This window comes from Novosphingobium sp. 550D (genome assembly GCF_057401885.1).
Genome location: NZ_CM171613.1, coordinates 3321735 through 3342732, shown reverse-complemented (window position 1 = coordinate 3342732; position 20998 = coordinate 3321735). Strand labels below are relative to the sequence as shown.

Here is a 20998-nt window from a genome sequence, read left to right as displayed (position 1 = left end):
TATAGTGCGGCGCAGCGTCAAGGATTATCCGCCAATGCGGCATAATAGTGTTTCTGAACTGCGTATAATGAATGTTCGTTATGCGCTCACAATCGCGGCACATTGCTCCATTTGGGCAAGGTCAGATGCGGGCGCAGAAAGTCGAGCAGAGCGCGCACCCGCGCCGGGCGTGCACGGCCGGGCGGTGTGACCAGATAGATCGGGCCGGGCGGTGTACTCCATTCCGGCAGCAGTTCGACCAGCGTGCCGTCGCGCAAATATTCCCAGACGAAATATTCCGCCATCAACCCAATGCCCACCCCGGCCACCAGTGCGGGCACGATCGCTTCGGCATGATTGGCGCGATATCGCCCGTTGACCCGAACGGTGACGGGGTCTTCATCGCCGCGTGCGAATTGCCATTCATGGCTATTGGCGATGTGGCTGGGCAGGACCGCCGGATAGCGCACCAGATCCTGCGGCGTCCGCGGCATGCCCAGCCGTTCGATCAATTCCGGCGCGCCAACCAGCGGGCGGCGCAGCGAGGACAGCCGAACGGCGCGTAAACTGGCGGAATCGCCGGGGATGCCGACCTGGATGGCGGCGTCAAAACCTTCGGCCACCAGGTCGACCCGGTTTTCGGTCAGAACCAGATCGACCTCGATTTCCGGATTGGCCTTCAGGAATTCGGGCAGGACGGGGGCGATGATCTGAACGCCTACCGCGCTGATCGAGGCGATGCGGACAAGGCCACGCGGCGTTGCGGCCTCGTCCAGAATGTCGGCCTCAATCGCGGCGCCATCACCCAGAATGCGCGTGGCCCGTTCCAGCGCCAGACGCCCGGTTTCGGTTAGGGACAATTTGCGGGTGGTGCGATGAAACAGGCTGGCGCGCATGCGCGCCTCCAACCGGGTGACGGCCTTGGACACGGTGGTCTTGGCCAGGCCCAATTGCTCGCCCGCGCGGCTGAAGCTGCCGCATTCGGCCACTTTGGCGAAAATGGCCCATGCTTCAAGATCGGGGAGCGTTTGCGGCATTCAAACTTATTGCCGCAAGGGAGAGGTGGAGGGAAGGGGGCTTTATGGGCCACCTTCCCTCAAAACATCACAGTTCTTCGGGCCAGTACAGGCGCATCGGATTGGTGACGAGCAGCTTTTGCTGAAGCTCTGCCGTGGGCGCAATGCGCGGGATCATGTCGACGATATGGCCATCATCGGGGATCGCCTTTTCCATGTTCGGGTGCGGCCAGTCCGTGCCCCAGATGCAGCGGTCCGAATAATCGGCCACCAGCGGCACGACCGCGCGGGCGAAATTGTCCCACGGATCGCCCGCGGCCAGATCGAGACGATCCGGGCAGGTCGGCTTGAACCAGATGTCATCCCGGCTGTCGAGAAGGCTGCGGAACGCCTTCATGTCGGGGCCATCGGGGCCTTGGGTCACATCGGGGCGGCCCATGTGATCGACCACCACCAGACGCGGCAGGGCGGCGATGAAGGGGCGCATTTCCTCAAGGATGTCAGCCTCGAAATAGATGACGATGTGCCAGTCCTTGGGCAGGCGGTGGGCCACCTCTAGGAACTTGTCCTTGGGCGCGTCATCGACGAGGCGCTTGAGGAAGTTGAAACGGATGCCGCGCATCCCGCCTTCATGCAAGGCGGCGATCTCCTCGTCCGAGATGGCCGGATCGACAACGGCAACGCCGCGCGCCTTGCCGCCCGACACGGCAATGCCGTTCAACGTGGCGGCATTGTTGGTGCCGTGGCACGATGCCTGAACGATCACATTACGCGCAAACCCCAGATGGTCGCGCAGGGCGAACAGCTTGTCCGGCCCGGCGTCTTCGGGAAGGTACTTCGCCTTGGGGCTGAAAGGGAATTGCGCCATCGGGCCAAACACATGGCAATGCGCGTCAATCGCGCCCGGCGGCGGGGTATAGGTGGGCTTTGACGGGGCCGAATGCCAGCTGGTGATACGTTCAGACATTGATCTCTCCTAATTCAGCCGAAAACGGTGTGAATGAATGCGTTCATCCGAACACCGTCATCAAATGTGTTCATCCGAACACGGTGCCGTCCATCAGCTTGCGCGCAGTGCGCAGCAGGGCGGCGGTTTTTACATCGCCATTTTCGTCAGTTTCCAGAACGCAGGTCATTTCGCCCGTGGGGTGTTCGACGCTCAGGGTCTTGCGCGCACCATCGGGGATCTGCGCGACCTCGGCGGCGGGCGATCCCGGCAGCAGGCATGCCGTGGCCACCGACACCGCACCCAGCACGCCGATCGTGGCATGGGCGCGATGCGGGATAAACGAACGCACCGTCACCGCGCCGCCATTCTTGGGCGGGGCCACGAGCATCATCTTGGGGACCGACTTTTCCTTTACATCGCCAAGGTTCATCCGTTCGCCCACGGCCAGACGGATGGCCTCGATCCTGGCCTTGAGTTCGACATTGGCGTCCAGCCAGTCGCGGTCCTCATAGCCGGTGATGCCGACGTCTTGCGCCTTGAACACAACGCAGGGCATACCATTGTCGATCAGCGTGACGGCAACGCCATTGACCACATCCACCGTATTGCCCGTGGGCAACAGCGCACCGCAGGACGAACCGGCGGTATCGCGGAATTCCAGCGGCACGGGGGCGTGCGAACCGGGTACGCCGTCGATTTTGGCCTCGCCCTGATAGGACACCACGCCGCCCGGCGTCTGGACCGTGGCGACGGCCACTTGCCCGGTGTTTTCCATAAAGATGGCCACGCGGGTTTCGTCGCCGCCGGGGGCAATCAGGCCGCGTTCAATCGCAAAGGGGCCAACTCCGGCAAGGATATTGCCGCAATTCTGCGCGTCCGTCACAATCGCCTGATCGACGAAAACCTGAAGGAACAGGTAATCGACATCAATGCCGGGGCGCTCGGACTTGCTGACCACGGCCACCTTGCTGGTCAGCGGATCAGCCCCGCCCATGCCGTCAATCTGCACCGGATCGGGCGATCCCATCACGCCCAGCAAAAACGCATCGCGCGTGGCGGTGTCCGCAGGCAGGTCGGATTTCAGGAAATAGCCGCCCTTGCTGGTGCCGCCGCGCATCCACATACAGGGGGAGGAGAGGTTGGTGGGCATGGGGTTGGTTCCCTTTGAGATTTCTAGAAAGTTTGAAGATGCGGGGGACTAGCCCCTCGCGTTCCCATTACTGTCTTTGTTGCGCCACGGGTTCGGCGTTGGGTGTCAGACGCGGCGTTTGAATTGTAAAGCCTGCGGCGCCAGGCGCCGTTAACTCGCCGCGCCGCAGGCTTTCAATATATGTTCAAGCCGCTACCTTGGCCACCAAAGCGCCACCCCATTCACGGGATTGCCAAGGGACGAGTCCCTTGGCCCGCCGGAGGCACCCTTTAACTACGCCCCAAAATCAAACGTACTTCAACCCTTCCTTCTCCAACCGCTCACGCATGTTGTAGATGTCGAGGCCCAGCACGCCCGCGGCCAGCTTTTCGCGCTTGGCCGCTTCGTTGGCTTCGCGGGCCTGCGCGGCTTTGAGCACTTCGGCGGCTTCCTCGCGGCGCACGACGCAGACGCCGTCGTCATCGGCCACGATTACGTCGCCCGCGTTGACCAGTTGGTTGGCGCAGATGATGGGAACGTTGACGCTGCCCAGCGTGTTCTTGACGGTGCCCTGAGCATAGACGGCCTTGGACCACACGGGGAAGTTCATGTCGGTCAGGTCGCGCACGTCGCGCACGCCCGCGTCAATGACGAGGCCGCGGCATCCGCGCGCCTGCGCGCTGGTGGCCAGAAGGTCGCCGAAATAGCCGTCTTCGCACGGGGACGTGGGGGCAAGGACGAGGATGTCGCCTTCTTTCAACTGTTCGATGGCGACATGGACCATCCAGTTGTCGCCCGGCGCGGCGCTGATCGTCACGGCGCTGCCGGCGATGCGGGCGCGGGGATAGATCGGGCGCATATAGCTGGCCAGCAGCCCCTTGCGGCCTTGCGCTTCGTGGACGGTGGCGACGCCGCATGCGGCGAGGCCGTCGATGACATCAAGGGGTGCGCGCTCGATGTTCTGAACGACGATGGCGGACATGATGATCCTCTCTGGATGGTCGATAATTGGGTGGCATGCGACATGCGCCGGGGCGCGGCCAGCCTCCAATGCGAAGTTGTCTAAGGTCATAAGTTTCTGCTAAAAGCGTGGTCATGATTGAAAATGGAATTGGTGACCGACCGCTCAACATCCGCCATTTTGCCGCGCTGGCCGCGACGGTGCGGCATGGCAGTCTGACGCGCGCCGCCCGCGCCGTAAACCTGACCCAGCCCGCGTTGACGCAGGCCATCGCGGGCCTTGAGGCGAGCATCGGCGTGACCCTGTTCGAGCGCAGCGCGCAAGGGATGACGGCGACCGAACCCGCGCTGCTGATGGCCCCGCGCGCAGAGGCCGCCATCGACCACATCGGCAGCCCGCGCGTTACCGGAACCCAGCTTCGCGCCCTGCTCGCTCTGGCGCGTGCGGGCAGTTATGCGGGGGCGGCGGAGGCGACGGGCCTGTCCTCGGCCTCGCTCCATCGCGCCGTTGCCGATTTGCAGGTGGCGCTGGGGCAAAGGCTGGTGGATCGTCGTGGCCAGCATGTGGCCCTGACCCCGACCGGGCAGCGGCGCGCGCGTGGATTTGGTTTGGCCATGGCCGAATTGCGCGCCGGATTGGCCGAAGTGGCGACGTGGCAGGGCAAGGCGGCGGGGCGCATCATCGTGGGGGCCATGCCTCTGTCCCGTGCCCGTTGGTTGCCAGAAGCGATCAGCCGGTTTGCCCGCGAATATCCCGGTGTCGGCCTGATGGTGGTGGAGGGCAGTCACGGCGAATTGTCCGGTCCGTTGCGTGATGGAGAAATCGACCTGATGTTGGGGGCTCTCCGCGAAGGGGCCGAGGCCGAAGGTCTGGCGGGCGAGGAGGTATTTGCCGACACGCCCGTACTGGTCATGCGCAAGGGGCATCCGCTGGAAGATGTGGCCGAGCCGGGGGCGAAATTGGCCGAGTATCCGTGGATCTTGCCGGGTTCAGAGACGCCGTTGCGCCGACATTGGCAGGCGATGTTGCGCGACCTTGGCGCCGAGCCGCCGCGCGTGGCGATCGAATGCGGTTCTGTGATGACGATCCGTCAATTGCTGCTCGACAGCGAAAGCCTGACCTTGCTTAGCCGGGCGCAGGTTTCGGTCGAACTGGATGCCGGTGTGTTGATCGCGCGTGAACTGGCATCCGGCTTTTCACGCAATATTGGCATCACCACCCGTGCGGGGTGGCGGCCCACATCGACCCAAGAGGCGTTTTTGGCGATGCTCCGCGATTGCGGCAGGAAGCAGGCGCAGCAGGTTTTGTAAAAACTTATGATGCCGGACGCCTTTCAATTGGCGCGCGCGCGAGGCTTGACGGCATGCCAGTGGGATAAAGGAGATTCGTTCGTGTCACATACTATTTCCCTGATCGGCTATGGCGAGGCTGGCAGCACCTTTGCCCGCGCGGGCGGTTGGGGCGAGGGGAGTGACGGCGCGGGCGGCAATGCGCGCGCAGGCGTGTGGGATTTGCGTGCCGAACGTTTGGCTTTGGCCGCAGACGATGGGTTGATGGTCGCGCGTGATGCGCAAGAGGCTCTGGCCGGGCGTGAGATGGTCCTGTCGCTGGTGACGGCCGACAGCGCCTTGCCTGCGGCGCAGGAATATGCCGCATTCCTGCCCAAAGGCGCGATCTGGGCCGATTGCAATTCGGTGGCGCCGGGCACCAAGCGTGAGGCCGCCGCCGCGATTGAGGCGGCGGGCGGATGCTATGTCGATGTGGCGGTGCTGGCCCCGGTCGATCCGGCGCGGTTGAACGTGCCGCTGCTGCTGGCCGGGCGCGAGGCGGGGCGGGCCGAGGCCATGCTGCGCGAGGCCGGTTTTGCCAACATCCGCATCGTGGGCGATGAAGTGGGCCGGGCCTCGGCGATCAAGATGATCCGCAGCGTCATGGTCAAGGGCATCGAGGCGCTGACCGCCGAAATGATACTGGCCGCGCAAGAGGCAGGGGTCGTCGATGAGGTCCTCTCCAGCCTCGATGCCAGCGAGAAGGCGTGGCCTTGGGCCAAGCGGGCGGCCTATAACATCGAGCGCATGGTGACGCATGGCGTGCGCCGCGCCGCCGAGATGGAAGAGTCGGCCAAGACCCTGACCGGGCTTGGCATCGAGCCGATGATGACCAGCGGCACCGTTTTGCGCCAGCGCGAGATGGCGGGGCGCAAAGACCGTCTGATCGAAGAACAAGATTGATCGAGGGAAAGGAGTAAACCCCCGTGAGCCTGATTATTGACTGTCATGGCCACTACACCGTTTTGCCCAAGGGGCATGATGCGTGGCGTGAGGAACAGAAGGCCGCCTTCAAGGCAGGCGTGGCCGCGCCCGCCTATCCGCATATCAGCGACGATGAAATCCGCGAGACGATCGAGGCCAACCAGCTTCGCCTGATCAAGGAACGCGGCGCGGATCTGACCATCTTTTCGCCCCGCGCCAGCGCGATGGCCCCCCATGTCGGCGATCAGAGCGTGGCCGTGCCATGGGCGCAGGCCTGCAACGATCTGATCGGGCGCGTGGTCGATCTGTTCCCCGGCGTGTTTGAACCGGTCTGCATGCTGCCCCAGTCGCCTGAAGCTGATCTGACCAACTCGATTGCCGAATTGGAGCGCTGCGTCAACGAGATGGGCTTCATCGGCTGCAACCTGAACCCCGATCCGGGCGGTGGCCATTTCAAGCATCCGCCGCTGACCGATGAATATTGGTTCCCCTTCTATGAAAAGATGGTCGAACTGGACGTTCCGGCGATGATCCATGTTTCGGGTTCGTGCAACCCGGCGATGCATGCCACGGGCGGCTATTACATCGCGGCCGACACCATTGCCTTCATGCAATTGCTCGAAGGCGATCTGTTCAGCCGTTTCCCCACGCTGCGCTTCATCATCCCGCATGGCGGCGGCGCGGTGCCCTATCACTGGGGTCGTTATCGTGGTCTGGCCGACATGCTGAAAAAGCCGTCGCTTGACACCCATCTGATGAACAACATCTTTTTCGACACTTGTGTCTATCACCAGCCCGGCATCAACCTGCTGGCCGATGTGATCGACAATAAGAATATCCTGTTCGGGTCGGAAATGGTGGGCGCGGTGCGCGGGATCGATCCCACCACCGGTTTCTATTTCGACGACACCAAGCGGTATGTCGACGCGCTGGATATTTCCGACGCCGAGCGTCACGCGATTTTTGAAGGCAATGCCCGCCGTGTGTTCCCGCGTCTGGACGCCAAGCTGAAGGCGCGCGGCCTTTAATCAATGACTTGCCCCCGTTCGACACACCGAACGGGGGCGGGTTTGGGAGAATGAAGATGGCTGAAAACCCCACACAGAATATTCACGAATATCTGGCCGAATTTGACGATATTCCCGGCACCCGTATCTATACTGCGCAGCGTGCGCGTCGCGGATATTGGATCAACCAGTTCGCCATGAGCATGATGAAGCCGGAAAACCGCGAACGTTTCAAGAAGGACGAGCGCGCCTATCTGGACGAATGGGATATTTCGGAAGAAGGCAAGCAGGCCCTGCTGCGCCGCGATTATAACGCGCTGCTCGATCTGGGCGGGAATGTCTATTTCCTTTCGAAGCTGTTTTCGGCCGACGGCCTGCCCTTTGCCGAAGCGGTCAGCACGATGACCGACATGACCTGGCCTGAATATCGCCAGATGATGCTGGATGGCGGCCGTTCGCCCGAAGGCAATCGCTCGATCCGTGAAAATCAGGCGGCTGCTGCCGCGTCAAAGAACTAAGGGGCAAGAAAATGGCCAAGATTACCGCCGGTGTCGGCTCCAGCCATGTGCCCTTGTTAGGCGTGGCCGTGGATCAGGGCAAGGACCGCGACGATTACTTCGGCCCGATCTTTTCGGGCTATGACTGGACCCGCGAATGGGAAAAGGAACAGAAGCCCGATGTGATCGTGCTGGTTTACAATGACCATGCCAGCTATTTCGACATGAACATCGTGCCGACCTTTGCCATCGGTTGCGCCGAGCGTTATGGCATCTGCGACGAGGGCTGGGGCCCGCGCCCGGTGCCCGATGTCGAAGGCCATCCCGATCTGGCGTGGCACATTGCCCAGTCGCTGATCCTTGATGATTTCGACATGACGATCATCAACAAGATGGACGTTGACCATGGTCTGACCGTTCCGCTCAGCATGATGTTCGACAAGCCTGCCAAGTGGCCGGTCAAGGTCATCCCGCTGGCGGTCAATGTGGTCACCTATCCCGTCCCCTCGGGCAACCGCTGCTGGGCGCTGGGCGAGGCGATCAAGAAGGCGGTCGAGAGCTTCTCCGAAGATCTCAACGTTCAGATCTGGGGCACGGGCGGCATGAGCCACCAGCTTCAGGGGCCGCGCGCGGGTCTGCTCAACCGCGAATGGGACAACCGCTTCCTTGACCTGCTGGAAAGCGACAATGACGATGTGCGCCACATCCCGCATATCGAATATCTGCGCGAAACCGGCAGCGAAGGCATCGAAATGGTGATGTGGCTGATCATGCGCGGCGCGCTGGGCAAGAAGGTCAAGACGCTGCACCGCCATTACCATATCCCGTGCAGCAACACGGCCATCGGCCATATCGTGCTGGAACCGGCCGAGTAATTCGAAACGCCGGGCCGCGCATGTGGCCCGGCGCATTTTTCAATGGAGTATCCTCTCATGCGTATTGCCCTTGCTGGCGCTGGCGCCTTTGGCGAAAAGCACCTCGATGGTCTGAAGAACATCGACGGCGTGGAAATCACCTCGATCATCAGCCGCACCGGCGAACAGGCCGCCGCGGTCGCCGCCAAATATGGCGCCAAACATTCCTCGACCGAGCTGGACGATGCGCTGGCCCGTGACGATGTGGACGCGGTGATCCTTTGCACGCCGACCCAGATGCATGCATCGCAGGCCATCGCCTGCATGAAGGCGGGCAAGCATGTGCAGGTCGAAATCCCGCTGGCCGACAGTTGGGCCGATGCGCAGGAAGTTCTGAAGGTTTCTCAGGAAACCGGCAAGACCTGCATGGTGGGCCACACGCGCCGGTTTAACCCGTCGCACCAATATGTGCACAACAAGATCACGGCGGGCGAATTCAACATCCAGCAGATGGATGTGCAGACCTATTTCTTCCGCCGCAGCAATATGAACGCCAAGGGCGAGCCGCGTTCGTGGACCGACCACCTGCTGTGGCACCACGCCGCGCATACGGTGGACCTGTTTGCCTATCAGGCGGGCAAGATTGTGGCGGCCAATGCCATCGAAGGGCCTTATCACCCGACGCTGGGCATCGCGATGGATATGTCGATCCAGTTGAAGGCGGAAAGCGGCGCGATCTGCACGCTCTCGCTCTCGTTCAACAATGATGGGCCGCTGGGCACGTTCTTCCGCTATATTGGCGACACCGCGACCTATATCGCGCGCTATGACGATCTGGTCGATGGCCGCGAAAACGCTATCGACGTGTCGAAGGTCGATGTGTCGATGAACGGCATCGAATTGCAGGACCGCGAATTCATCGCCGCCATCCGCGAAGGGCGCGAGCCCAATTCGTCGGTGGGCAAGGTGCTCGATTGCTATCGCGTGCTGGGCGAATTGGAAGTGCAGTTGAACGCGATGAAGAAGTAAGAAGGCGTTGATGCGAGGGACTCGTCCCTCGCGCTCCCATGACTGTATTCGTTGCGATTGTGGTTCGGCGTTTTGTGTCGGACGCCGTGTTGAAAATGAAAGCCTGCGGCGCCAAAGGGGGTAACCTCGCCGCGCCGCAGGCTTTTTTCATATCCATGCCATTTCCAATGCCGTCCCTTCGACAAACCCGGTAATGGGATTGCAAAGGGACGAGTCCCTTTGCCCGCCGGAGGCATAAAACCCGCCATTGAATAAGGACCCCTCAATGCCCATCACCCGCAAACTTGGTGGCAAGGATCTGAACCCCGTCGGCCTTGGCTGCATGAATGTCAGCTGGGCCTATGCCGCGCCGCCGCCGCCCGAAGAATCGGCCAAGTTGCTGCATCTTGCGCTGGATCTGGGCTATCAGCACCTCGACACCGCGCGTCTTTATGGCGGCGGCAAGAACGAGGAACTGCTGGGCGCGACGCTGAAAGGGCGTCGTGGTGAGTTCTATCTGGCCAGCAAGATGGGCCTGATCGCTGATGGTCAGCGCCGCTATGTCGATTGCAAGCCTGAGACGATCAAGGCCGAGATTGAAAAGAGCCTGAAGGCGCTGCAGACCGATCATATCGATCTCTATTACATGCACCGCCGTGACTTTACGGTTCTGATCGAGGACAGCGCCGGGGCGATGGCTGATCTTATCGCCGAGGGCAAGATCGGCGGCTATGGCCTGTCGGAAATGAGCGCGGAAACGCTGCGCAAGGCCCATGCTGTTTGTCCGGTGACGGCGGTGCAGACGGAATATTCGCTGTGGACGCGTAACCCTGAATTGGGCGTATTGCAGGCTTGCGGTGAATTGGGCGTGGCGCTGGTGGCGTTCAGTCCGTTGGCGCGTGGCACTTTGGCCAATGGTGTGCGCGATCCGGCAGCGCTGGAGGAAAAGGACCTGCGCCGTACCCATCCGCGCTTTAATGGCGATAATTGGCCCAAGAATCTCGCGCTGGTCGACGGTTTCAATGCCATTGCGGAACGGGAAGGGGTAACGCCCGCGCAATTGTCGCTGGCATGGGTGCTCTCGCGCGGAGACCATGTGCATGTGATTCCCGGCACCACCAATCCGGCTCATTTGCGCGAAAACATCGCCCGTCCTGATTGGCGGCCATCGGATGCAACGCTTGCCGAGCTGGATGCACTGATCAATCAGAATACCGTTTCCGGCCCGCGCTACCCCGCCGCGATGCAGGCGACGATGGATACCGAAGAATTTGCCTGAATAAAGAAAGGGCGGGGATTTGACCCCGCCCTTTCTGTTACTTTTTGGCTTCGCGTTCCAGCTTGACCCCAAACAATTCCAGTCGGTGATCCACCAAACGATAGCCCAGCCTCTCGGCGATCTGACGCTGAAGAGCTTCGAGTTCGGGATCGACGAATTCGATCACATGCCCCGTTTCCACATCGATCAGATGGTCATGGTGTGCTTCGGGCGCGGCCTCGTAACGGGCACGACCATCGCCGAAATCGTGACGGTCCAAAATGCCCGCTTCTTCGAAAAGGCGCACAGTGCGATAGACTGTCGCGATCGAGATGCCCGGATCAACCGCCGTTGCGCGCGCGTGCAACTGATCCACATCGGGGTGGTCATCGCTTTCCGACAGCACTTTGGCGATCACACGGCGTTGCTCGGTGATTCGCAGTCCACGCTGCTGGCAAAGGGTTTCGATGTCGATTTGTTGGTGCACTGGGGGTCCGTGTCTTTACAAAAATAATGCCCTGCCGACTATGGAGCCGACAGGGCAAAACTTCAACCTGCTATGGCGTGATAAACGGGGGCAAAACCGCCGTAATAAGCCATAAGTCCTATCAGGCGGCAACCTTGGGCTTGCGGCCGCGCTTGACGCTGGGCTTGCGGCCCAGACCAATCGACTTGGCCAGCTCGCGACGCTTTTCCGCATAGTTGGGGGCAACCATCGGATAATCGGCGGGCAGGTTCCAACGTGCGCGATACTGTTCCGGCGTCAGGTTGTAATGCGTTGCCAGGTGACGCTTGAGCATCTTGAGCTTCTTGCCGTCTTCGAGACACACAATGTGATCAGGCTTGACCGAGGAGCGGACCGACACAGCCGGTTCGGGCGGCGTTTCCACCGGAGCCGAAGGCTGGCCAAGGCCGGACAGGGCATTGAAAACATTGGTGATCAACGAAGGAAGGTCGTCAACAGTGACGTTATTGTTGCTCACATGCGCGGCAACAATGTCCGACGTCAAGGTGATCAGGGTTTCCTTCGAATCGACTTCGATTGTGCTCATGGGATGTAGCCTTCTCTTTTGCTTATGACCCGATTGTCTGTTTTTGCTTGCTTTGTTTATGCAGCTCCATCCCAGCTGCATCAGGTACTATTGGAACTTTTTTGACCGTTATTCAAGATACAGAATTGAGAAATCTGTTTCTTCTTTCAAATGCAATTGCGCATTCGTTTTGGTCAATTGTTCTGTTCATCTGGCAGAAAGGAAAATGTGACGGCGTCGATCCTGTTGCCATCTGAGCAGCGGTAATACTTAGGTCGAACACCGATGGGTGCGAATCCTGCGGCGCGATAAAGGTATTCGGCTGGATTACCTCTGCGCATTTCAAGCATCACCTTGATGACGCCCGATCTTTTCATATCAGCGATTGTTCTTGATAATAATGTTGCGCCAAGGCCGCGTCGACGCCAGCGCGGGGCAATCGCGAAAAGCAGCAGCTCAGCCTCGTCAAAAACCTGCCGGACCAACGCGAAGCCTGCCGCTTCTTCGCCTTCTTTGGGGTGGGCGCCATCGGGCGCAATCAGCCAGTAATGGGTGTTGCCCACCGCCAGAGCGCCCTCGATCTGCATGCGGTTCCATGCTTCGCCCCAGAACGGGTCGAATGCTGCATCCATTACCTCCATAATGCGGTCAACATCGTCTTTGAGCATCATGGTGGTAGAAAATCCTGCGAATCAGACTGCTGAAATTTTGGGCTCATCCGGCAAACGCCCACCGGGAAGGCGGGCGTCAGGAGCGCGACCGTAAAGCGGGCTGAGATCAGAAGTAAAATGAATTGAATTTAATCTGTACACTTCGCGCGCGTCGGGCCAGATCTGTAAAGCGTTACCTTGCGCGCCGCCATTGGCCACTCGTCTGGTCAGCAATGCTTCGGCCTGACTTCCCGCGATCAGTGTTTCGCGACATATCGCGGCCGCTTCGGGCTTTTGCGAAAGCAGGCTATCCAATGCCTGTCCATCAAGGCCGAAGCTCTGCGTGAACCATTCGCCGTGGCCGCCGGTGGTCGCCACGCGCACCGGCCCCTGTTCGCGATGCACAGCCATGGCCGCAATCAGCGCCAATGTGGGATAGCCCAAAACGGGCGCGCCCCATGCCAGGCCCAGCGCCCGCGCCGCAGCAAGGCCGATGCGCAGGCCCGTGAAGCTGCCCGGCCCACGCCCGACGGCAATCACCTCGGCCTGACCGCGATTCGGCAAAGCGGCGATCATCGGCACCAGCGCTTCGGCATGGCCGCGCCCCAATTCGCGATATTCACCCGCAATCAGCGCGCCATCTTCAAACAGGGCCACCGAACAGGCCTCTGTCGTGCATTCAATGGCCAACCAGCGCGCCTGATGAAAATCGGGCGCGCGACGGTCTGGCGACATTGGCGACAAGGTCACGCTGCGCGTACCTCGCTCACCTCGGGCACATAATATTTGATCAGGCTCTCGATCCCGTTCTTCAGCGTTGCCGAAGACGAGGGGCAGCCCGAGCAGGCGCCCTGCATTTGCAGGAACACCACGCCATCGCGGAAACCGCGATAGGCCACATCGCCGCCATCATTGGCGACAGCAGGGCGGATGCGGGTTTCGATCAGATCCTTGATCTGGTCGATAATGTCGGCGTCTTCTTCACGATCGCCGGGAAAGTCTTCTTCGGCCGGAACGCTGATGCCGACGGCCGAACCGGCGGCAAACAGCGGGGCTTCGGAAATGAAATGGTCAAGCAGCATGGCCACAACCTGCGGCTTCAGATCGCTCCATGCCACGCCTTGTCCGGCCGTCACCGAAATGAAGTCACGCCCGAAGAACACGCCCGTCACATCACCCAGGCTGAACAGCGCGGCGGCCAGCGGCGAGGCTTCGGCTTGCTCTTCATCCAGAAATTCGCGGGTGCCGGCCACCATGACCTGCCGACCGGGCAGGAATTTGAGCGTGGCGGGGTTGGGGGTCGCTTCGGTCTCGATAAACATGGTGCCGATTTAGGGACGTTAACGGCCATCCACAAGGGTTGAAAATCTATTTGTCGGTCAAATGCCGAAGTTTTGCCGATCAAAAGCTTTCGCTGTTCACTGGCCTTTAAGGATGGGGCTCCCTATAGCTTGCAATATGAGCCAAATCTCCCGTGCGCCTCGCCTGCTTTCGCTTGTCATCTCTTTGGCGTTGATCGGCGCCCAGCCCGGATTTGCCCGCACCGCTTCGGTCCTGCCGCCTTTGCCGCCACAGGATGCGCCATGGCTGTATAAGGGCAGCGATGTCCCCCATGACCGCGAATGGTATTTTGGCGAACTGGCCAATGGCGTCCGCTGGGCCGTGCGCAACAATCAGGTGCCCCCCGGACAGGTTTCGATCCGCGTGCGTGTCGATGTCGGCGCCATGCATGAAAAGCCGCAGGAAGCAGGCTTTGCCCACTTGATCGAGCATCTCGTTTTTCGTCAGAGTCGCTATTTGCCGCAGGCCGCCGCGATCCCGACCTGGCAACGCCTTGGCGCGACCTTTGGCAGCGATACCAATGCCGAAACGACGCCGACGGCCACGACCTATAAGATCGACCTGCCCGATGCCTCGCCCGCCACGCTGGATGAAAGCCTCAAGCTGATTTCGGGCATGGTCTTTGCGCCCAACCTTTCGGAAAGCGATATTCGTATCGAGGCCCCGATCGTTCTGGCCGAAAAGCGGGAGCGTGGGGGCACATCGGAACGCCTGATGATCGCCATGCGCAAACTGATGGCCGAGGGGCAGCCTTTGGCCTCGCACGTCACGGTTGGCGATGTCGACACGATCACCGGCGCGCGCCAAAACACGCTGCGCGCCTTTCACCAGCGTTGGTATCGTCCCGAACGGGTGACGGTGGTGGTGGCCGGCGACGCCGATCCGCGTTTGACGGCAGCACTGGTGTCCAAATGGTTCAGCGAATGGAAGGGCGAAGGCCCCGCAACGCCCAGCCCGGATTTCGGTGCGCCCACAACGCCCGCCGGCGCGGACCCCGCCAATCCGGTGGGCGCGGCGCAGGTAATGGTCGAACCCACCGTCCCGCGCTCACTGATCTATGCCGTTTTGCGCCCTTGGCATGAAAAGCAGGATACGGTGGTCTATAATCAGGGGCTGATGCTGGACCAATTGGCTCTGGCCATCCTGAACCGCCGTTTGGAGGCGCGCGCGAGGGCGGGGGGCAATTTCCTGTCCGCCCGTGTGGATCAGGAGAATGAATCGCGGTCGGTCGATGGGACTTTCGTGACCGTTTCGCCCCTTGATGGCGATTGGCGCAAGGCGTTGACCGAGGTGCGCGGCATTATCGCCGATGTTTTGGACCGCGCGCCCAGCGTCGAGGAAATCGCCCGCGAGGCCGCCGAAATGAACGTCGTGTTCGAATCGCAGGTGCAACAGCGCGCCCTTCTGCCCGGTGGCAAACTGGCCGACGATCTGGTGCAGGCGGTCGATATTCATGAAACCGTTGCCTCGCCCGCTGTGGTGCAGGATATTTTCAAGAAATCCCTGCCGCTGTTCACGCCGCAGGCGGTGCTGGAACATGCGCGCAAGCTGTTTACCGGCAAGGTTATCCGCTCGCTCTATGTCACGCCGGAAAGGGGTGAGGCGAGTTCGGAGGAGTTGCGCGCCGCGCTTCTGGCCAAGGCTGTGCCCGATGAGCGCGCGCGCGCCGCGCTCAAACCGATCAGCTTTGCCGATCTGCCCGCCATTGGCACGCCATCTGCGCCGCCCGCTATTCGCCCGACCGGGATGCTGGATGTACAGGAATTGACCTTTGCCAATGGCGTAAAGGCGCAATTCTGGCCGACCAAGGATGATCCGGGCCGCGTTATCGTCAAGGTCCGCTTTGGCGCCGGGTGGCAGGCATTCAAGCCGCAGGATAATGCCTATGCGCTGCTGGGCAATCTGGCGCTGGTCAGTTCGGGCGAGGGGCCGCTGGGTCAGGAAGAACTCGACCGCATTTCGACCGGGCGCAAGCTGGGCTTTGATTTCCGCATCGATGACGGTTCGTTCCAGTTCACCGGCGAAACCCGCGCCGAGGATCTGGAGGATCAGCTCTATCTGTTTGCCGCCAAATTCGCGATGCCGCGTTGGGATGCGGCGCCTTTGTTGCGCGCGCGGGCCGCAGGCAAGATCCAGTTCTCGTCCTATTCCTCCAGCCCGCAAGGCGTGATGGAGCGTGACCTGCGTTATCTGCAACGCGGCAATGATGGGCGCTTTGCCGTGCCCACGCCCCAGCAATTGGACAAGGTGACGCCCGAAGGTTTCCGTCAGGTATGGGAACCCATTCTGGCGCAAGGTCCGATCGAGGTGCAGGTCTTTGGCGATTTTGAGAGTGAAAAGGGCATAGAGGCGCTGCAAAAGACCTTTGGCGCGCTGGCAGCCCGCATGCCGCTGACGCCCGCTACGACGCAGGGCTATGGTTTCGCCACGCCCAGCATGACGCCCAAGGTCATCACCCATGATGGCGACGCCAATCAGGCCGCCGCCGTCGTGACTTGGCCGACCGCCGGCGGGGTCGAGGGGGTGACCGAAAGCCGCCATCTGGAAGTCCTTAGTCAGGTCTTTGCCAATCGCCTGCTTTCGGCGATGCGTGAAAAGACCGGGGCCTCCTATGCGCCGCAGGTGTCGGCGGATTGGCCGCTCGATCTGCCCAGCGGGGGCACGATGTCGGCCAGCGCGCAGGTGACGCCGCAAATGGTCCCGCTGTTTTTTGAAACGGTGGACAAGATCGCGCAGGATCTGGCCACGCGCAAGATCCCGGCCAGCGAACTGGCGCTGGTGACCGAGCCGTTGCGCCAACAGGTGGCGCGGGCATCATCGAGCACCGCCTTTTTCATGAGCCAGATCGAGGGTGCCACGCAGGACCCGCGCCGGTATAATCAGGTGCGCGGGCTGATGGCCGATTATGTCAATGTGAAGCCGGAGGAGTTGCAGGCCTTGGCCGCGCGCTGGCTGACCAAGGATCGCGCATTCCGTGTGGCCATCATGCCAGAGCGCAAATAAGCGCGAAATTCGTCATGCCGGTGGGGGCAAAAGGCCCTCATCGGCGGAATTTCCGTTCAAACTGATCGAAAAGAGCGGCTTTCTATTCGCCGCATAGACCTGTATGGGCAGCGCCTTGCTTAACGCAGGGCAGAATCGCGCAAGCGTTGGCTCTGATGGTCGGCAGGATCTATTTCGATCCATGTACTAAATGGTACATGTTTTGGCAAATCTGTTTTTGGCAGGGCCGCAAAATGATGCGGCGTGTGGAGTAAGGATAGTGGCAAGCAACTGGACCCCGGAAAGCTGGAAGAACGCCGAAGCACGGCACCTTCCCGTCTATCAGGATGCCGAAGAACTCGGCCGGGTGGAGCAGACGCTGGCCAACTTTCCCCCGCTGGTGTTTGCAGGCGAGGCGCGGGCATTAAAGGCTGATCTGGCCAAGGTGGCGTCGGGCAATGGCTTCCTGCTTCAGGGCGGCGATTGCGCGGAAAGCTTTGCCGAATTCCACCCCAATGCGATCCGCGACACGTTCCGCGTGCTGCTGCAAATGGCGGTTGTGCTGACCTTTGCCAGCAAGCAGCCGGTGGTCAAGGTGGGCCGCATCGCGGGCCAGTTCGCCAAGCCGCGCAGCGCCCCGACCGAGAAACTGGGCGATCTGGAACTGCCCAGCTATTTCGGCGACATCATCAACGGCAGCGAGTTCACGCCGGAATCGCGCCGCAATGACCCGAACCGCATGCTTCAGGCCTATGGCCAGTCGGCGGCCACGCTCAACCTGCTGCGCGCCTTTGCCAGCGGCGGTTATGCCAACCTGCGTCAGGTGCATAAGTGGACGCTGGAACATATCGACCGCAGCCCCTGGGGCGAGCGTTTCAGCGCCATGGCCGACAAGATCGGCGAGGCGCTGGACTTCATGGCGGCCTGCGGCGTCGATCCGCAAAGCGTGCCCCAGCTTCAGGGCACCAATTTCTACACCAGCCATGAGGCGCTGCTGCTGCCTTATGAGCAGGCGTTGACGCGTCAGGATTCGCTGACCGGCGAATGGTACGATTGTTCGGCCCATATGCTGTGGATCGGGGATCGCACGCGCTTTGACAATTCGGCGCATGTTGAATTCCTGCGCGGCGTGGGCAATCCGATCGGCGTGAAGTGCGGGCCGTCGCTGGCGCCTGAACTGCTGCTGCGTCTGCTCGATCAGCTCAATCCGTCGCGTGAAGCGGGGCGCATCACGCTGATCGCCCGTTTCGGCCATGACAAGGTCGAGGCCCATCTGCCCGCTCTGGTGCGCGCGGTAAAGGCCGAGGGGCACCCGGTTGTGTGGTCGTCGGACCCGATGCACGGCAATGTTGTCAAATCGGACAGCGGCTACAAGACCCGTCCGTTCGAGCGTATTCTCAAGGAAGTTCGCGACTTCTTTGCCGTGCACCGCGCCGAAGGCACCCATGCCGGCGGCATCCATATCGAGATGACCGGCAAGAATGTGACCGAATGCACCGGCGGCCTGATCGATGTGACCGATGCTGCGCTGGCCGATCGTTATCACACTCATTGCGATCCCCGTCTCAATGGCGCGCAATCGATCGAACTGGCCTTCCTTCTGGCCGAGGAGCTTAACAGCGAGGCGCAAGAGCGCCGCGTGGCAGCCTGATAAAGGGAGAGGGGGCCACAACGGCCCCCTTTCTTTTTGCGGCGTTGACAGTAACGTTTTGGAATGACCGAGACAAAATCCTCTCCGCTTTACGCGGCCTTGATCGTGCTGACCGTGGTTCTGGCCGGGATCGTCCATGTGGCCATGCTCTCTGCGCAAAGAGAGAGCATTCAAGCCGCATTGGCCGCCGCCGAGGCGACCACGATGGTTGAAGCGATGAAGGCGCGTGAAACGGTGCTGATCGCGCAGGCCAATCAGGGCGGGCTGGACGGCGACGTTCGCGCTGGCGCTCTGGGCGAGGCGACGCGTTTGCGTCAGGGCAAGGTTACCGGACAGCCCGGCGCGCCGCAGGAGGCCGGGATCGACGCGATCTCGACCCGCATTTCCGGATTGCGTGATCAGGCGGGCGCGGCATCTTCGCGCAGCGGTTGGCTTGGGCTTGGCGAAAGCGTCATGTTGTTGGCGATCCTGTTGCTGGTGTTATCGCAGATTATGGCGGCCCCGGTTTTGCTGTGGTCTGGCGCGGTTCTTGGCGCGATGGGTGTGGTTGTTTCGGCGGCGGCCGGATTGGGAGTGTTGGCATGACTTTGCATCTTTGGGGCCTCTATTGCGTTACGGTTTTCCTGATCAGCGCCTCGCCCGGCCCCAACATGCTGCATATCATGAGCCGCAGCGTCGAACTGGGTCTGCGCGGTTCCTTTCCGGCAATGGCGGGATGCATGACCGCCCTGTTCGTGATGATGACGGCCAGCGCGCTGGGCCTTACCGCTTTGCTTTTCGCGCTGCCCGGTGCGTTTGAGGTGCTGCGCCTGATCGGCACGGCCTATCTCGTCTATCTGGGCTTTAAGGCATGGCGCGCGCCGGTCAGTGATGACACCGCGGAAGCGGTCGAGTTCGCCCGCCCCGGCCTGTCGCGCTGGGCGGTCTATCGCGGGGGCTTCACCATCGCCATCTCGAACCCCAAGGCGCTGCTCTTTGCCGCTGCCTTCCTGCCCCAATTCATCGATCCGGCTCAGCCCAAGGGCCTGCAGCTCTCGATCCTGATCAGCACTTTCGCGGTGATCGAAACCTGCTGCTACTTTACCTATGCCGTGGGTGGGCGCGGCCTTGCCGGTTGGCTGCGACGCCCTGCGGCCCAACGCTGGTTCAACCGCGTGACGGGCACGGTGTTCATGGGCTTTGGCGCGATGTTGGTGCGGTCGCAGAAGGCTTGAGTGGGGTTTAGAAAGAGGGATGCGTCCGGCGGGCAAAGGGCGACGGCCCTTTGCAATCCCATTCATGGGTGGTGTTTGATTGGTGGCGCCACTCTAATCCGCGAATCGGTTTAATAGCCTGCGGCGCGGCGAGCTTGCGCCGGATACCCTGCATCGACAGTATCGGGATTGCAAAGGGACAAGTCCCTTTGCCCGCCGGAGGCATAATCCCCTAAACCCATCAGGGCATCAAAACCGTCGCCCCCACCGTATTCCTCGCCTCCAGCGCCCGGTGCGCTTCGGCGGCATCGGACAGGGCAAAACTCTGCCCCACGGGCACTTTGACCGCGCCGCTTTCCAGCATGTCGAACAGGCGGGAGACCCCGGCCGCGCTTTCCGCCGGCGTGGCGTAATAGTCCCACAGGCGAGGGCGCGTGACATAGAGCGATCCGGCCGAAGCTAATGCGCCAAGGGGCACGCCCGTCACTGGCCCGCTGGCATTGCCAAAGGACAGGATTGTGCCGCGCGGCCGCACCGAAGCCAGCGAGATGGGCCATGATGCCGCACCAACGCCGTCAAAGCTGGCCGCAACCCCGCCGCCCGAGATTTCCCGGATTTCGGCTGCTACATCCCCCGCGCTGGAAATCAGCACAGCTTCGGCGCCAGCCTCGGTTGCGAGGGCCACTTTGCTCTCGCTGCCCACGGTGCCGATGACGCGCACGCCGATGGCCGTCAGCCATTGAACAAGGATTTGGCCGACGCCGCCCGCCGCCGCATGGACCAACGCCCATTCACCCGCCTTGAGCGACACGGCCCGTTCGGCCAGAAATTCGGCGGTGCATCCCTTGAGCATGGCCGCCGCCGCCGTCTGGGCGGAGATGCCATCGGGAATGCGGAACCAACCCGAAGCGGGCGAAATCCGCGCCGTGGCATAGGCGCCCAGCGCCGGGCCAAAGGTTGCCACTCGGTCGCCCGGTTTGAACGCGGCGACATCCGCACCAACCGCCTCGACCACACCGGCCGCCTCGCTGCCCAAACCGGAGGGCAGGGGGCAGGGGTAGAGACCCGAGCGATAATAGGTGTCGATGAAATTCAGCCCAACCGCTTCGTGGCGCACCAGAATTTCGCCAGGGCCGGGTTCGGGCAGGTCGACCTCATGCCAACGGATGACTTCCGGGCCGCCGGTCTGGGCGAAATAGGCTTGCAGCGCTTTCATCGATCAATCGTCCTCTGGGCCGGC

21 protein-coding genes are annotated in these 20998 nt (G+C 61.6%); 11 read left to right on the top strand and 10 right to left on the bottom strand.

Annotation, left to right across the window (positions count from 1 at the left end):
• Positions 1-86 precede the first annotated feature (86 nt).
• From AC2S2E_RS15750 to ligK, 4 genes are all read right to left on the bottom strand, one after another.
• Positions 87-1016 carry a LysR family transcriptional regulator gene (locus tag AC2S2E_RS15750; protein WP_486523024.1) on the bottom strand — a complete coding sequence of 310 codons (930 nt, stop codon included), beginning with the start codon at positions 1014-1016 and terminating at the stop codon, positions 87-89.
• Between the two features lie 67 nt (positions 1017-1083).
• On the bottom strand, positions 1084-1962 hold the full coding sequence (locus AC2S2E_RS15745) for an amidohydrolase family protein (protein ID WP_486523023.1): 879 nt from the start codon (positions 1960-1962) through the stop codon (positions 1084-1086).
• 70 nt (positions 1963-2032) lie between these two features.
• A complete protein-coding gene (locus AC2S2E_RS15740; protein ID WP_486523022.1) occupies positions 2033-3094 on the bottom strand; it encodes a 4-oxalomesaconate tautomerase in 1062 nt (353 codons plus the stop codon).
• A gap of 286 nt (positions 3095-3380) precedes the next feature.
• On the bottom strand, positions 3381-4055 hold the full coding sequence (gene ligK / locus AC2S2E_RS15735) for a 4-carboxy-4-hydroxy-2-oxoadipate aldolase/oxaloacetate decarboxylase (RefSeq protein WP_476105633.1): 675 nt from the start codon (positions 4053-4055) through the stop codon (positions 3381-3383).
• A gap of 113 nt (positions 4056-4168) precedes the next feature.
• On the opposite strand from ligK, the gene AC2S2E_RS15730 reads away from it, so the two are divergent.
• From AC2S2E_RS15730 to AC2S2E_RS15700, 7 genes are all read left to right on the top strand, one after another.
• Positions 4169-5344 (top strand): LysR family transcriptional regulator, encoded by a 1176-nt coding sequence (locus AC2S2E_RS15730; protein ID WP_476105632.1) that lies wholly within the window; start codon positions 4169-4171, stop codon positions 5342-5344.
• A gap of 81 nt (positions 5345-5425) precedes the next feature.
• On the top strand, positions 5426-6265 hold the full coding sequence (locus AC2S2E_RS15725; protein WP_486523021.1) for an NAD(P)-dependent oxidoreductase: 840 nt from the start codon (positions 5426-5428) through the stop codon (positions 6263-6265).
• A 23-nt stretch (positions 6266-6288) separates the two neighbouring features.
• Positions 6289-7314, top strand: coding sequence for an amidohydrolase family protein (locus AC2S2E_RS15720; protein ID WP_486523020.1), 1026 nt, complete (start codon positions 6289-6291; stop codon positions 7312-7314).
• Positions 7315-7370: 56 nt separating this feature from the next.
• Entirely contained in the window at positions 7371-7811 is a 441-nt protein-coding gene (gene ligA, locus AC2S2E_RS15715; protein WP_476105627.1) for a protocatechuate 4,5-dioxygenase subunit alpha, read from the top strand.
• Between the two features lie 11 nt (positions 7812-7822).
• Positions 7823-8665 carry a class III extradiol dioxygenase subunit beta gene (locus AC2S2E_RS15710; RefSeq protein WP_486523019.1) on the top strand — a complete coding sequence of 281 codons (843 nt, stop codon included), beginning with the start codon at positions 7823-7825 and terminating at the stop codon, positions 8663-8665.
• Positions 8666-8722: 57 nt separating this feature from the next.
• A complete protein-coding gene (locus AC2S2E_RS15705; protein WP_476105625.1) occupies positions 8723-9673 on the top strand; it encodes a Gfo/Idh/MocA family oxidoreductase in 951 nt (316 codons plus the stop codon).
• Between the two features lie 265 nt (positions 9674-9938).
• Complete coding sequence (locus AC2S2E_RS15700; RefSeq protein ID WP_486523018.1) at positions 9939-10931, top strand: aldo/keto reductase; 993 nt, start codon at positions 9939-9941, stop codon at positions 10929-10931.
• Positions 10932-10968: 37 nt separating this feature from the next.
• On the opposite strand, the gene AC2S2E_RS15695 is transcribed toward AC2S2E_RS15700, so the two are convergent.
• From AC2S2E_RS15695 to AC2S2E_RS15675, 5 genes are all read right to left on the bottom strand, one after another.
• Positions 10969-11397: a transcriptional repressor gene (locus tag AC2S2E_RS15695; RefSeq protein WP_172341092.1), complete on the bottom strand. Its 429-nt coding sequence runs from the start codon at positions 11395-11397 to the stop codon at positions 10969-10971.
• Positions 11398-11518: 121 nt separating this feature from the next.
• Entirely contained in the window at positions 11519-11962 is a 444-nt protein-coding gene (locus AC2S2E_RS15690) for a Ros/MucR family transcriptional regulator (RefSeq protein WP_476105620.1), read from the bottom strand.
• A 173-nt stretch (positions 11963-12135) separates the two neighbouring features.
• Entirely contained in the window at positions 12136-12612 is a 477-nt protein-coding gene (locus tag AC2S2E_RS15685) for a GNAT family N-acetyltransferase (protein WP_476105619.1), read from the bottom strand.
• 21 nt (positions 12613-12633) lie between these two features.
• On the bottom strand, positions 12634-13326 hold the full coding sequence (tsaB, locus tag AC2S2E_RS15680; RefSeq protein WP_486524635.1) for a tRNA (adenosine(37)-N6)-threonylcarbamoyltransferase complex dimerization subunit type 1 TsaB: 693 nt from the start codon (positions 13324-13326) through the stop codon (positions 12634-12636).
• Positions 13327-13337: 11 nt separating this feature from the next.
• Positions 13338-13913 carry a NifU family protein gene (locus tag AC2S2E_RS15675; RefSeq protein WP_486523017.1) on the bottom strand — a complete coding sequence of 192 codons (576 nt, stop codon included), beginning with the start codon at positions 13911-13913 and terminating at the stop codon, positions 13338-13340.
• Positions 13914-14049: 136 nt separating this feature from the next.
• On the opposite strand from AC2S2E_RS15675, the gene AC2S2E_RS15670 reads away from it, so the two are divergent.
• The 4 genes from AC2S2E_RS15670 to AC2S2E_RS15655 all read left to right on the top strand — a co-directional run bounded on the left by AC2S2E_RS15670 (position 14050) and on the right by AC2S2E_RS15655 (position 19779).
• Positions 14050-16935: a M16 family metallopeptidase gene (locus AC2S2E_RS15670; RefSeq protein ID WP_486523016.1), complete on the top strand. Its 2886-nt coding sequence runs from the start codon at positions 14050-14052 to the stop codon at positions 16933-16935.
• 259 nt (positions 16936-17194) lie between these two features.
• Complete coding sequence (locus AC2S2E_RS15665) at positions 17195-18565, top strand: class II 3-deoxy-7-phosphoheptulonate synthase (RefSeq protein ID WP_486523015.1); 1371 nt, start codon at positions 17195-17197, stop codon at positions 18563-18565.
• A 63-nt stretch (positions 18566-18628) separates the two neighbouring features.
• A complete protein-coding gene (locus AC2S2E_RS15660; RefSeq protein WP_486523014.1) occupies positions 18629-19150 on the top strand; it encodes a hypothetical protein in 522 nt (173 codons plus the stop codon).
• Entirely contained in the window at positions 19147-19779 is a 633-nt protein-coding gene (locus tag AC2S2E_RS15655; RefSeq protein WP_486523013.1) for a LysE family translocator, read from the top strand. The genes AC2S2E_RS15660 and AC2S2E_RS15655 overlap by 4 nt, the downstream gene beginning before the upstream one ends.
• Before the next feature lie 220 nt (positions 19780-19999).
• Here the strand turns inward: AC2S2E_RS15655 and AC2S2E_RS15650 are convergent, their stop codons facing one another.
• A complete protein-coding gene (locus AC2S2E_RS15650) occupies positions 20000-20974 on the bottom strand; it encodes a quinone oxidoreductase family protein (RefSeq protein ID WP_486523012.1) in 975 nt (324 codons plus the stop codon).
• Between the last annotated feature and the right edge of the window lie 24 nt (positions 20975-20998).

Coding starts and splice junctions, on each gene's coding strand:
- AC2S2E_RS15745 (WP_486523023.1), bottom strand. CDS start 1,962: ATGTCTGAACGTATCACCAGCTGGCATTCGGCCCCGTCAAAGCCCACC.
- AC2S2E_RS15740 (WP_486523022.1), bottom strand. CDS start 3,094: ATGCCCACCAACCTCTCCTCCCCCTGTATGTGGATGCGCGGCGGCACC.
- AC2S2E_RS15690 (WP_476105620.1), bottom strand. CDS start 11,962: ATGAGCACAATCGAAGTCGATTCGAAGGAAACCCTGATCACCTTGACG.
- AC2S2E_RS15675 (WP_486523017.1), bottom strand. CDS start 13,913: ATGTTTATCGAGACCGAAGCGACCCCCAACCCCGCCACGCTCAAATTC.
- tsaB (WP_486524635.1), bottom strand. CDS start 13,326: ATGTCGCCAGACCGTCGCGCGCCCGATTTTCATCAGGCGCGCTGGTTG.
- AC2S2E_RS15650 (WP_486523012.1), bottom strand. CDS start 20,974: ATGAAAGCGCTGCAAGCCTATTTCGCCCAGACCGGCGGCCCGGAAGTC.
- AC2S2E_RS15750 (WP_486523024.1), bottom strand. CDS start 1,016: ATGCCGCAAACGCTCCCCGATCTTGAAGCATGGGCCATTTTCGCCAAA.
- AC2S2E_RS15685 (WP_476105619.1), bottom strand. CDS start 12,612: ATGATGCTCAAAGACGATGTTGACCGCATTATGGAGGTAATGGATGCA.
- ligA (WP_476105627.1), top strand. CDS start 7,371: ATGGCTGAAAACCCCACACAGAATATTCACGAATATCTGGCCGAATTT.
- AC2S2E_RS15730 (WP_476105632.1), top strand. CDS start 4,169: ATGATTGAAAATGGAATTGGTGACCGACCGCTCAACATCCGCCATTTT.
- ligK (WP_476105633.1), bottom strand. CDS start 4,055: ATGTCCGCCATCGTCGTTCAGAACATCGAGCGCGCACCCCTTGATGTC.
- AC2S2E_RS15660 (WP_486523014.1), top strand. CDS start 18,629: ATGACCGAGACAAAATCCTCTCCGCTTTACGCGGCCTTGATCGTGCTG.
- AC2S2E_RS15700 (WP_486523018.1), top strand. CDS start 9,939: ATGCCCATCACCCGCAAACTTGGTGGCAAGGATCTGAACCCCGTCGGC.
- AC2S2E_RS15670 (WP_486523016.1), top strand. CDS start 14,050: ATGAGCCAAATCTCCCGTGCGCCTCGCCTGCTTTCGCTTGTCATCTCT.
- AC2S2E_RS15710 (WP_486523019.1), top strand. CDS start 7,823: ATGGCCAAGATTACCGCCGGTGTCGGCTCCAGCCATGTGCCCTTGTTA.
- AC2S2E_RS15705 (WP_476105625.1), top strand. CDS start 8,723: ATGCGTATTGCCCTTGCTGGCGCTGGCGCCTTTGGCGAAAAGCACCTC.
- AC2S2E_RS15655 (WP_486523013.1), top strand. CDS start 19,147: ATGACTTTGCATCTTTGGGGCCTCTATTGCGTTACGGTTTTCCTGATC.